This window comes from Rheinheimera sp. 4Y26 (assembly GCF_025245835.1).
In the GTDB taxonomy this organism is placed as follows: domain Bacteria; phylum Pseudomonadota; class Gammaproteobacteria; order Enterobacterales; family Alteromonadaceae; genus Pararheinheimera.
The window spans coordinates 18,921-31,110 of the sequence record NZ_JAOBWS010000001.1 but is presented as its reverse complement, the minus strand read 5'-3'; the positions used below and the strand labels follow the sequence as shown (position 1 = coordinate 31,110).

11 protein-coding genes are annotated in these 12,190 nt (G+C 50.0%); 5 read left to right on the top strand and 6 right to left on the bottom strand.

Annotated features, from left to right (window positions below):
* Window positions 1–63 precede the first annotated feature (63 nt).
* Window positions 64–924, bottom strand: coding sequence for a DMT family transporter (locus N3Z11_RS00090; protein WP_260655096.1), 861 nt, complete (start codon window positions 922–924; stop codon window positions 64–66).
* Between the two features lie 149 nt (window positions 925–1,073).
* Window positions 1,074–1,493, bottom strand: a complete 420-nt coding sequence (locus tag N3Z11_RS00085) for a DUF2141 domain-containing protein (RefSeq protein WP_260655095.1) — start codon at window positions 1,491–1,493, stop codon at window positions 1,074–1,076.
* Between the two features lie 275 nt (window positions 1,494–1,768).
* Between N3Z11_RS00085 and N3Z11_RS00080 the strand changes: the two genes are divergently transcribed.
* From N3Z11_RS00080 to N3Z11_RS00070, 3 genes are all read left to right on the top strand, one after another.
* Window positions 1,769–2,314, top strand: a complete 546-nt coding sequence (locus N3Z11_RS00080; RefSeq protein WP_260655094.1) for a hypothetical protein — start codon at window positions 1,769–1,771, stop codon at window positions 2,312–2,314.
* 163 nt (window positions 2,315–2,477) lie between these two features.
* Window positions 2,478–3,839 (top strand): class II fumarate hydratase, encoded by a 1,362-nt coding sequence (locus N3Z11_RS00075; protein WP_313771317.1) that lies wholly within the window; start codon window positions 2,478–2,480, stop codon window positions 3,837–3,839.
* A gap of 191 nt (window positions 3,840–4,030) precedes the next feature.
* A complete protein-coding gene (locus N3Z11_RS00070; RefSeq protein ID WP_260655092.1) occupies window positions 4,031–5,281 on the top strand; it encodes a DUF2235 domain-containing protein in 1,251 nt (416 codons plus the stop codon).
* Between the two features lie 150 nt (window positions 5,282–5,431).
* Here the strand turns inward: N3Z11_RS00070 and N3Z11_RS00065 are convergent, their stop codons facing one another.
* The 4 genes from N3Z11_RS00065 to modA are packed head-to-tail and all read right to left on the bottom strand — an operon-like array spanning window position 5,432 to window position 8,543.
* Window positions 5,432–6,247 (bottom strand): TOBE domain-containing protein, encoded by an 816-nt coding sequence (locus N3Z11_RS00065; protein WP_260655091.1) that lies wholly within the window; start codon window positions 6,245–6,247, stop codon window positions 5,432–5,434.
* 35 nt (window positions 6,248–6,282) lie between these two features.
* Complete coding sequence (locus tag N3Z11_RS00060) at window positions 6,283–6,945, bottom strand: sulfate/molybdate ABC transporter ATP-binding protein (protein ID WP_260655090.1); 663 nt, start codon at window positions 6,943–6,945, stop codon at window positions 6,283–6,285.
* Between the two features lie 43 nt (window positions 6,946–6,988).
* A complete protein-coding gene (gene modB / locus N3Z11_RS00055) occupies window positions 6,989–7,666 on the bottom strand; it encodes a molybdate ABC transporter permease subunit (RefSeq protein WP_260655089.1) in 678 nt (225 codons plus the stop codon).
* Window positions 7,667–7,676: 10 nt separating this feature from the next.
* Window positions 7,677–8,543 carry a molybdate ABC transporter substrate-binding protein gene (gene modA, locus N3Z11_RS00050; protein ID WP_260655088.1) on the bottom strand — a complete coding sequence of 289 codons (867 nt, stop codon included), beginning with the start codon at window positions 8,541–8,543 and terminating at the stop codon, window positions 7,677–7,679.
* Between the two features lie 1,046 nt (window positions 8,544–9,589).
* Between modA and N3Z11_RS00045 the strand changes: the two genes are divergently transcribed.
* Together N3Z11_RS00045 and N3Z11_RS00040 are read left to right on the top strand one after the other, a co-directional pair.
* The gene (locus tag N3Z11_RS00045) at window positions 9,590–10,687 is read left to right on the top strand and encodes a hypothetical protein (protein WP_260655087.1); all 1,098 of its coding nucleotides are present in this window, start codon (window positions 9,590–9,592) and stop codon (window positions 10,685–10,687) included.
* 444 nt (window positions 10,688–11,131) lie between these two features.
* Complete coding sequence (locus N3Z11_RS00040; protein WP_260655086.1) at window positions 11,132–12,184, top strand: TauD/TfdA family dioxygenase; 1,053 nt, start codon at window positions 11,132–11,134, stop codon at window positions 12,182–12,184.
* Window positions 12,185–12,190: the final 6 nt, after the last annotated feature.

Genomic DNA, 12,190 nt, shown 5'->3' with positions numbered 1-12,190 from the left:
GGCTTTTTGTAATCTGCCTGCATTTTGCCAACGCTGCTGGCAGCAGCCATTTCAACAATGGCCTTAACGCCTTTCCTGCCAAATCAGATAAAGACCACTGGCCATAATCACCGAAGCGCCAATTAACAAAGTGGCATCAGGCCAGACTTGCCAGAGCAGGATGTCAAAGCCTAAGCCCCAGACCAGCGCGGTATATTCAAAAGGGGCAATCACCGAAGGGGGTGCCAGCCGGAAAGCTTCGGTAATAAACACCTGGCCAATAGCGCCGGTTAAACCAATAGCAAGAAAATAAGGCCAGTGAGCAGCTTGCAGCGGTTGCCAGTCAGGAATGGCCAACAGACCAGCGCCAAGCCCTATCATCGTCATCAGCCAGAACACCATATTGCCGCTATGGTCGGTTTTGGCCAGAATGCGCACCGTAATGGCAGAAATGGCATAACAGAGTGCCGACAATAACGCCGCCAGCGCACCTAAACTCAGCAGCTGGTCGCCTTCTGGTTTAAGCATATAAAGCACAGCAGCCATGCCAACAGCGATGGCAACCCATTGCCTGGGCGCCACATAATCTTTTAACCACCACACCGACAACATAGTAATAAGCAAAGGCGCGGCAAAAAAGATGGCATAAGCATCAGCCAGCGACAGGGTTTTTAACGCATAAATAAAAGCCGCCAGCATCACCACACCCAGTACAGCGCGGAAAATATGCAAAGACCAGCGGGCATCAAGCAAATGTTGCAGCCTGTCGCCGTGCCACAGCCAGGCCACAATAAAAGGCCAGGCGCAGGCGGCACGTAAGCAGGTGATCTGCATCGGGCTGTAGTGGCTGGTCAGCGCTTTCATGCTGGCATCCATACCAGAAAACATAAAAACGGCCAGCAACATGGCAAGGATGCCATGCAGGGGTTTATCGGTGCTGTGCATATCGGAAAGCTCAAATCAGAAGAGCCGCCAGTTTAACACAAGCTAAGCCCAGGCCGACCAGACTCCGACAGCAAGCCAGGGCACTTTATCGCAATAGTGGCAACAGGCTGAGATCAGCCGCAATAAGGTCCCGGCTTTTGCCAACATCATTAATGCAGCTGAATGGCTAACTGCTGATTGGCGCTGAGCGTAAAAGCGGCTTCGTTAAAACTGGACGGGCCAAACTGACCACCATTATTACTAAAGCCATAACCTTCAGTCGGAATACCAAACACATTTTTATCCAGCTCACCGTTATTGTTTTCGTCATGCATAATTTTAATGGCATAAGTGCCGGCCTCTAAACCGGCAAACCGCAACTGCACCTTGTTGCTGCTGACCGGCACTTTATGCACGGCCACAGCTTGCTGACCGGCTTCATAATTGGCTTCGTTGTTATACAGCGCCACATGCAAAGTACCTTGTGCGCTTTTGATTTGCTGAATGTTCAGATCCAGCTGATAAGCCGCCAGCGCCTGAGCACTGGGAAACAACAAAGCGGCGATGCAGAAAAAAGTTGGAAGTTTCATATGTTGTAATCCTGTTGCTGAGGTATCCACCTTGAACACCATGGCTGCATTCTATAAAGCGGCCGGCCCGGCAGCAGGTGCCGGAAGTCATGATTTTTACCGGCCAAAAAAGTGACTTTCGGCCTAATATCATTGATGTACAAAGCGGCCCTTACCCACAACAGCATCTTGATACTGCAGCGGAAGGCTGAGTAGCGGATAATTTTGCTTACATTCTTGCGCCTTGGTTTGTCGTTGCAGCGCACTACACTGGTGGTTCTTCAGGGAGCAACAGCATGACCAAAACATCATTCAAAAAATATCAACTGGGCCTTACCTTACTGGCCAGTCTCTATATCTGGATTCTACTGACGATTGAACACTTAAATGGGGGCGTCGTCAGTCATCACCTACTGAATCAGCCGGATTTACCGGCCATTTCCAACTGGTGGGGAGCGCTGCTGATGCCAGCGTTAAGCTGGTTTTTACTGGGTTTGGTTTCTCGACGGGTAAACCAGCCTTATCCGGTTGCCGTGCTGGGGTCTTTTGCCGCAGCCCTGCTGTTTGGGGTGCTGGTGTCTGTGTTGTTTTTGCAAGGCCGGGAACAGGTATTGTCACAGCTGATGCTGAGTCTGCCACTGCTGGCGCTGTTTTTCCCTTTGTACCGGGCAGAGTTTTTATTCGGTTTTGTACTGGCCATGAGTTACACCTTTGGTGTGTTGCTTCCGGCAGCTTTTGGCACGGCAATACTGCTGATGGCCGCACTGATGTACAAAGGTGTACGCCCTGTCTTGTTGTATCTGTTTGACCTGCTCACTGGTAGTAAAAAGACCGCTGGTTGATCAGCATAAAGTAAAAAGGGTTATGGTAATAACAACGTTGTTTTTTCTGTACTTGCCCTGCAATTTCAGTGTTTGTCCGTTATCGCGCAGCCAAAATGGCTGCTGCGGTCTATGCTGCCATTTGTAACAAAAAACTTCCGCCTTGCAACCCAAGGAGCCAATGATGAACAGCCGCACCGAACATGACAGTATGGGCGCACTGCAAGTCCCAACCTATGCGTTATATCAGGCACAAACCCAACGTGCAGTCGACAATTTCCGCTTGAACAACAGCACCATGCCACTGGCTTTTATCCGTGCCTTATTGCAAATCAAACTGGCTGCTGCGACAACCAATGCCGAGTTGGGGTTATTAAAACCGGCAATAGCCCAGGCAATAGTGCAGGCGGCGCAGGCTCAACTGGCGGACACAGAGGCGCGGCAATATCCGGTTTCTGTGTATCAGACCGGCTCCGGCACCAGCAGCAATATGAATGTCAACGAAGTGCTGGCCACAGTGGCAAGCCAGCTTGCCGGCGAAACAGTGCATCCGAATGACCAGGTCAATCTGGGGCAAAGCAGCAATGACACTATTCCAACCGCCATTCATCTGAGTGCAGCACTGGCGCTGCAGCACCAGCTGCTGCCGGCTTTGGTTGGACTGCAGCAGGTGATTGCCGACAAAAGCGCTGAATGTGGTCAGATACTTAAAACCGGCCGCACTCATTTAATGGATGCCATGCCGGTGCGTTTTTCCCAGGTGTTTTCCGGCTGGCAGGCTCAGCTGAAGCATGGTCAGACTTTACTCACTGAACAAATACCCAGACTGCAACAACTGGCGCAGGGCGGCACAGCGGTCGGTACCGGCGTCAATGCCCACCCCCGGTTTGCGGCATTGTTTGCCACACAGCTGAGTCAGCTCACCGGTCTGGCTCTGCGCCCCGCTGATAATTTCTTTTTTAGTATTGCCACTCAGGATGTGGCCGTGGCCTGTTCCGGTGCTTTAAAAACACTGGCGGTGGCGCTGATGAAAATTGCCAATGATTTGCGCTGGATGAACTCTGGTCCGCTGGCTGGCCTCGCCGAAATCACTTTGCCAGCGTTACAACCTGGCTCCTCAATCATGCCGGGCAAAGTCAACCCGGTGATCCCTGAAGCTGTGGCTATGGCCTGTGCTCAGGTGATAGGTCACGACAGTGCCATTACAGTGGCTGGTCAATCCGGCAATTTTGAGCTGAATGTGATGCTGCCTTTGGTGGCCAATAATCTGCTTGGCAGTATTGAGCTGATGACGGGCAGCTGTCAGGCGTTGGCGCAGCAGTGTATCGGCGGTTTAGTGGTCTTACAACACAATACAAGCCGAACTCTGGCACTCAATCCTGTGCTGGTGACTGCACTCAACCCACTGATTGGTTATGAAAAAGCAGCGGCTATTGCCAAACAGGCTTATCTGCAGCAAAGACCGGTACTGGATGTTGCCATTGAAATGTCCGGCCTGAGTGCTGACGAACTCAAACAACTGCTCGACCCCGCTTTGTTGGTGTAGTTGACCTAACAGTCGCTGCTGTTGATAACACGGCCGTGACCGGCGGTGTTATGCCTTTTTTATAAATTCAGCGCGCTAAGCCAGATTGCTGCCATCACCCCAACTTTGCTCACCTATACTGCTTTTATGCAGATAAGTATGCCGTGCTGCATAGGAGGCAATCCCGATCTTTTGCCAGCGGAGGCACTGTGATGAACACGAAAAAACGAATTGTGATTTGTTGTGACGGCACCTGGAACGAACCGGATCAAAACCCGACCAATGTGATTAAAATTGCCCACCACCTGGCGCCGGTGGACAAAAATGGCATCCAGCAGGTGGTGTTTTACGACCAGGGCGTGGGCACAGGCGGCGCTGTAGATAAATTTATCGGTGGTGCTACCGGTAAAGGCATCGAAAAGAACGTGCTGGATGGCTACCGTTTTTTGATTCATAACTACGACCCGAAGGATGAAATTTACCTCTTTGGTTTTAGCCGCGGTGCTTATACCGCCCGTGCTATTGCCGGTATGATCAACGCCATAGGTCTGCTGCCCAAAGACCACTGGGAAAAACTGCCACAGGCGTATCAGTATTACCGCACTGAACCTGCGAAAAGAAACACCAGGCTGTATCAGGATAATCACAGACCCGATATTCAGATGATTGGTGTTTGGGACACCGTAGGTGCGCTGGGCGTGCCCACGCCAGGCCTTCGGCAGTTGTCAAAATCGCTGGTGAGTTTTTTTGATACCGAAATCAGTCCGCTGGTACACCACGCGTACCATGCGCTGGCACTGGATGAAAAACGCGGCCCATTTGCACCTTCGATCTGGACCGGCGATTTAGCCGCCAATCAGGTAGTGGAACAATGCTGGTTTGCCGGAGTGCATTCAGATATCGGCGGTGGTTATGAAGACCACAGCGTGTCGGATCTGAGCCTGGTGTGGATGGTCGAAAAAGCCAGCCAACTCGGGCTGGAATTTGATACCCAGGACCCAATGTGGCAAGCATCGGTCACCCCCAGCGCACTGGCGCCTTTGCACGACTCTTTTGGCAAAACACACCAGCTGTTTGGCAAAGTGATGGACAGCCCTTATATCCGCAAAGTGGAAACCCCACCCGGTCAGGGCCATCTGATGCAAGTGCATGACTCGGTGTTTGAGCGCATGCAGGCCAGCAATTACCAACCGGCAAGTCTGAAACTGCCGCCACAACATCTGGGCGGCAACCGCCGCCAGTTTGACCGTTTCCAAACCTTTGCCACTCAGGCCCGGCTGGCTCTGGGCGGGCAACAACACAACTGTACCCTGGAGAACTACAGCCCCGGCATGGGTGCTGCCATTAAAACCAACCTCCAACTGCAACTCAATAGTCTGGTGGATTTGCTGGTCGGTAAACAACAACTCAAACTGCAATGTGTCTGGGCCGCCAATAACAGATATGGGCTACGACGGATATAACAGGCTGCGCTATTGCCATCAGGGTCAGCCAAACCGACAGCCACCTGCTGTCCTACGCATAAAAAAACCACCGCACCTGCGGTGGTTTTTTTATTTGAACTACTACATGCTCAACCGGATAAACACATCAGCTCGTCAGGCCATTAAGCATTAAGCAGGCACCGCAATAATCACGCTGGACTCGTTAAAAGCCACGCCGAGCGGCACTCCTTCGCGCAGCGCCATTTGCTCTGCGCTGACATTGGTGATAGTGGCAGCAATAGTGGTGATGTCGTTAAGGGCCACCAGCACTTCGGTATTGACGGCGCCTGGTAACAACCTGCTGATCCGGCCGGAATAATGATTGCGGGCAGAGGTTTTAATGTTCTCCCCTGCCGGCAGCAGCATCACGGCACTGGATTTTACCAGCGCAAAAGCTTCAGCATCCGGGGTTAAACCAAGGCGCTGACAGCTGTCATGAGTGATGACAGCCACCACTTCAACCCCATCGCCAGTGCGCAGCACTACTTCGGCGCTCACAACGCCTGGCGTGATTTTGATCACTTTACCCAGAAACTGATTGCGTGCGCTGGTTTTCATACTGAGTCTGCGTAACAACAACATATCGTCCAGCAAGCCCCCGGTCTGACCCGCAATTTCAGTTAAATAACGCTGATGTGCCGCCTCAATTTGCCGAAAATTTTCCACCAGCTGAGCACCACGCGCTGTCAGTTGTGAACCGCCGCCGCCCTTGCCACCGGCGGCTCTGGCCACCAGCGGTGTGCCGGCTAAATGATTCATCGTTTCAATGGCGTCCCAGGCGGTTTTATAACTCACGCCGGCGGCTTTGGCGGCATGGGTGATAGAACCACATTTGTCGATTTCACTGAGCAACAACACCTGCAGCTTGCCGCCTAATACCTGGCCTTTCACCGACAGCTTTAAATCTGCTTCCAGGCCAAAAGTTGGGTTGAGATTGTCCATCATTTAACTTCCTGGTTTTATTCAAACATGGTTTTAATTCAGCTTTGGCTTTTCAGCCGCCCCTGCTCCAATTCAATGACAGTTTGCCCCAGCACTGCCGCATCCTCTGCATCATGAGTGATCAACAACAGCGGTAACTGCGTCTGGACTTGCAGTTGCAATAATGCAGCACGCAGGCTTTGCCGCAGCTTTGGGTCCAAAGCGGCAAAAGGTTCATCCAGCAGCAGCGCGCCGGGCTCACCAGCCAGAGCGCGCGCCAACGCCACCCGTTGTTTTTGGCCACCGGACAGCTGATGCGGATACAACAGTGCATAAGGGGTTAATTCAAAACGCTCAAGCCAAAGCTGTATCACCGGATGCTGATGCTGGCGGCGCGGATTCAGCACACCTGATTTGAGCGCAAAACCAATGTTCTGACTGACATTCAGGTGCGGAAACAACGCATAGTCCTGAAACAGATAACCCAGCCTGCGCTCTTGCGGCGCAAGGTTTACACCGCTTTGCTGGTCAAACAACAGCTGATTGCCAATCTGTATCCGACCGCTGTCGGGCTTTAATAAACCCGCAATAGCTTTGAGCGTCAGACTTTTGCCTGCACCCGACGGGCCAAGCAACACCAGCCGCTGCGCATTGCTTTGAAAAGCCACATCCAGCGAAAATCCACTGTCAGCAAAACGTTTTTTGATACAGATCTCAAACAAAATAACCTCGACTCCCAGCGCAGATTTGCCAATAAAACCAGACTCAGCGGCCTGAACCAGGCTGTTGCTGTTTTGCTTGTGTCAGCAGATTGGCCAAAACCAGCAGCACCACACAAAGCACTGAAGTAATCAGCACCAGCTCGTTGGCGCTTTGTTGTTCACCCGCCTGCACAGCTTCATAAATGGCAATAGATAAGGTTTGGGTTTTACCCGCAATGCTGCCGGCCAACATCAGGGTGGCACCAAATTCGCCCATGGCCCGGGCAAAAGCCAGCATTAAACCGGCCAGCATACCGCGCCAGGCAAGCGGCAAGGTGATACGGCAAAACACGGCAAAGTTACTGAGCCCCAGCACTTTTCCTGCCTGAATCAGTTGAGAGTCTACCGCTTCAAAAGCGGCACGGGCGGGCTTGAGCACTAACGGAAAAGTCACCACAGTTGCCGCCACAATAGCGCCTTCAATGGTGAAAATAAGCCGGATGCCAAACCAGCTTTCCAACCAGCCACCCAAAGCACTGTTGCGCCCCAGCAACACCAACAGGTAATAACCCACCACTGTGGGCGGCAATACCATCGGCAAAGTCAGCACTGCTTCAAACCAGGATTTACCGGCAAAATTGCGTCGCGCCAATACATAGGCACAACCACCGGCCAGCAACAGATTCAGTACTGTAGCCACGCTGGCCACCCAGAGGGATAATTGAATGGCGCTCCAGTTCATGCCAGCTCCTTTATTCGCCTTTTGGGCTAAAACCATGTTGCAATAAAATCTGCTGCGCAGCCTCAGAGCGGACAAAACGGCTAAATGCCAGCGCCGCTGCTGGATTGGCCGAAGCTGTGCTGATAGCAAGCGGATAACGGATTGCCGTCTGGGTTGCAACAGCACCAAGCTGTTGCACCTGTTGTCCTTTCGCATCCGAAGCGTAGACAAAACCAGCCTCGACTTCGTGACGCACCACATAATCGAGCACCTGACGCACATGAGTCCCTGACACCAGTTTGGCTTCCAGCGTTTTGGCTAAACCAGCATGCTGCAACGCCTCTTTAGCATAACGGCCGGCTGGCACGCTGGCCGGATTGCCAATAGCAATACGCTCAACCTGCGGTTTGCTCAGCTGCTGCAGCAGCGCAGCCTGCGACTCTGACGATGCAGGCGTGCCGCCAAGCCCGGCCGCACTGAGTCCGCTGGCACTGCGTTCACTGCCACCGGGCGCTATTCCACTGAGAATGGCGCTGCCAACAGGGGCAATCAGCACTAAGGTGTTGGCAATAAAATCCTGGCGGCTTTTTGGGTTAATCAGGCCATGTTGCGCCGCCAAATCCATACTTTGTTGATCGGCTGTCGCCAGCACATCCACCGGCGCACCATGGCGCATCTGCTGTACCAGCACCCCTGAAGCGCCAAAGTTCAACCTTAGTTTGCAGACCTGACTACTTTCAAAACGGGCAGCTATTTGTTTAAAAGCCGCAGTTAAACTGGCCGCCGCCGAAACGGTCAACTCGCAAGGGGCGGCTTGTGCCGGAACAGCACTAAGGAAACAAAACATCGCAGCCAATCCGGCGGCATTTAAGCGGGCAAAAGAAAATGGACGCATCATTCATCTACTCCGGGCCTGATCAGATAGTCTGCCTGTGCTTCAGCTGGTTATCTGCCAAGCCCCTTTGATACGCAAAGCCGGTTGTTATGCGATGTCGTGACCTTGCGTTTTTCATGGCGTTATTATTCGTAATATACGCCGTTATATAACGATGGCTATTGATCTGCCTGAGTACTCATGAAGGGGTAGTTGGTGATTTTCACTGTCAGCATTATAGATAATGGCTTTAGACTACGATGGATTTTTAGCAGACAGGGCTGCGCCAGTAAGCTGCAACCGGAATAGAAACAAAAGTCAGCAGCGCATAAAAGGCAGAATAAAATACAGAAAAACCTGCTTATGCAGAATTTTGTCTGCGGTGAAATCAGACTGCTGACGGGGTCACAACCTAAGTCATTTTTTTTGCGCCGAATATAAGATTTAACTCATTACCAACTCATCAAAAATCACATTTGCTACCTGTAGTCCGTATCAATAGTAATGTTGTCACGGTGTTCAGAATGGAGCTGGCCTGGGTGCAAAAACCGTCAAGGCCAAATATCTAGCGCGGCGCTATCCTTTGATATCCGCGATTTATCAAGCCAATATCACAACTTCATTAATTTTCTCAGGCACTGTTTTTGTATCTTAGCGCCGGCGCAGAATGGTAATTTTCATGCTCACAGTGAGTTTTGTGCTGCCTGCTTGCCTGATTGGGTGACGGAGCCGCAACCTTTTATTGGACAGATAGAAGATTTAGTACAAGATGAATGGAAACCCAATGGACATCATGACACACTTGTTACGCGAAATTTATAAGGACGCTTACCTGCAGGGGCGGGAAGATGGTTTGGACGGTATCCATATTGATCCCCAAATGGTCCTGCGACGGTACCTGACAGATGAATCTGTTAAAACAAAGTTAACTCAACTGGGTTATTCACCTGTTCCTCCGATGTAGATACCAACTTTATTGCAAGCCGAACTTTAATGGTCAGATGACTTGCTGCCCCTACTTATAAATCTTACAATGCCTGGATATCAGATATTACGACTGGAGCAGGCGATTGAGCGGTATTTCCCTGGAGCAACAGCTGACGGCTGAGCTAAATCGAATGGATTTTTCCAAAATCCTGATTGAGCAACCCTACGAATACAAATCAATTTTTCTCAATCGCATTCAACCCGATAAAAAAAATGCCCGATTTTTCCCTGCGGTAATCATACCCGATCAGCTCGCGTACCAAATTGCTTATAAAAGTTTGTCCAAAGCACAACTGATTGAACGGCTTGATTGTCGTGACACTGTTGTGATTGGCAAGTCCTGCATCGTAAACTGCTTTCACCGCAATAGCATTGAGTGGAAGAAAGCCAACGCGACTATTGCCTCAATTATCGAGCTTGCTGCAAACGTATCAGTTTCTGAATTAATTCAGGTTCCCACCATTTATCCGGTTGAAAATAATAACTATCAGTTGCTAACCGGCCATCGTCGTTTTTTTGCTTTGGTTTATACCAATGGTATCGATGGTGCAGCACATTTTAAAGTATACAACCACAAGCCGTCGCTGCCTCGCACCAAACAGTTTCAGGAAAACGCCAGTCGGGAAGACCTTCCGCAATACGGCAAATTGCAGGCTTTTCAGGAAGCAATGCAGGAACTGGAAACATTAAGCTCTATGCGGCAACGGACGGAAGGCAAAGGGCTGACCGTCCGCGAAACCTCGAGCTTGCTGGGTATTTCGATGGGAGCTTTTGACAACTACAATGTACTGACACGTTATCCGGCAGTGATTGAAGCCTATCAAAACGGTAATTCCATTCCTTTTATTGCGATGAAAAAAATCGTTGTGACCGAAGAGCAGCGCTATCGCAAAAAGATAGGTCAGACAGTTCTTAATATCGAACATAAAAGAGCTGTGAACAAAAGGATTCAGGACGTCCTCAACAATATCAAACCAACCGCCAGCCCGGAAAAGAAAAAACGTTATCGTTTAGGGACAGTGGAATCACCTGAATTAATGAAGTTTATCCTTTCGGAAAATCTGCTGGCACTGAACTGTGGGGTAGATTGGGAACACATCGACTGGAATCATCCAAAAGCCATTAATGAAGCTTTTGAACAAGTCATTCATTTTATTCAGGAAAACTCACTAATAAAGTGACATCTACCAATCTCCGTCATCAACCGGCGCTTGCTTGCAGAAAAGCGCCTGGTTGCTGCGGTCACATGAGATTCAACGACTGCTTTTCTTTTGTAACTTCTGTTTCAGATCCAACAGCCCTGCTTTATACCACGACACAACACAGCCGTTGCTGACATCAAAGCTACCAGCGACAAGCTATCGGGAACAACTTACATGACCGGGCACATCAGACATACAGAACTGGTGTGAGCACTATGTTGGGATCTGAACAATGTCAGAAAATGAATGAGATGATATGCACACGAATTTTGTGTGGTTTCCCAAGAAATATTTAACATTACATTATTAAATTAATCATGTATTATCATAAATGAACGAAATATCATTGCAGTAATTTAATTTACTTACAACCACCTGTATCGGCCAATCATTTTAGTCGCATTTATCGTACATAGGTACATCATGCTGCACAAACTAGATCTAGATGTCTTAGCAGGACAAATCACAAAAGAAAATGCCAGTCCCGGGCATGGCGGGCTGAAAAAATATAGTGTCTCTTCATTTTCTAATCATCCTTATAGTTTGTATAAAGTCGAAGCCAACGATAGTTCAGTCAGTGTTGAAACTATTTTTGCTGAAAAGGATTATTGGTTAAAGCAATTGTCGATCAGAGGCGGCATATTATTTCGTGGGTTTAATCTGGGAAATATCGCTGCGGTTGAACAATTCGCGAACCATTTTATGACTTCTGTTTTTCGTGAAAATACCGAACATACGCCGCTTGTTGGCAGCACTTTTGTGCAACAACCTGTTGGATATGCCAGTAATAGTTTCCTGCTTTGGCACAATGAAAATACCTTCAACCAGCGTTGGCCAACCAAAGCAATTTTTGCCTGTCACACTGCCGCCAAAGTGGGCGGTGAGACCCCGGTGGCCGACAGCCGTGAAATATACCAGCAACTGGACAAGCAGGTGCGGGAGGAGTTCGAACACAAAGGGGTCCGTTACTGCAGACGTTACCAGGCGGAGAATGGCATCGGGCTGGGTTGGAAAACCATTTTTAATACCAGCAGCAAGCATGTTATCGAATCCATCTGTTTGCGCGAAGGTATGCAATATCGCTGGTCGGCGGATGACAGTTTAATTACTTTGGCAGACAGACCTGCCGTATATCAGGTCAGGGAAACTGGCGATATGTGCTGGATTAACCAGGCCCAGCACTGGCATTTTTCCTGCCTGGCCCCTGAGCTACAACACACTTTACAAAAGCTGTGCAGCCATGCTGATGAATACCCTCGCAACTGTTATTTTGCAGACGGTAGCCCAATCCCTGACAGCTACATGGCACACATTCTTGATGTCTACCGGCAACATCAGTTTGCATTTCAATGGCAGGCAGGCGACCTGCTGCTGCTGGACAACAGGCTCAAAGCACATGCCAGAAACCCTTATCAGGGAGAACGCCAGTTATTAGTGTGCTTTGGTGATATGGCAAGCTTTGCAGCAGAATTGTGATAAAGC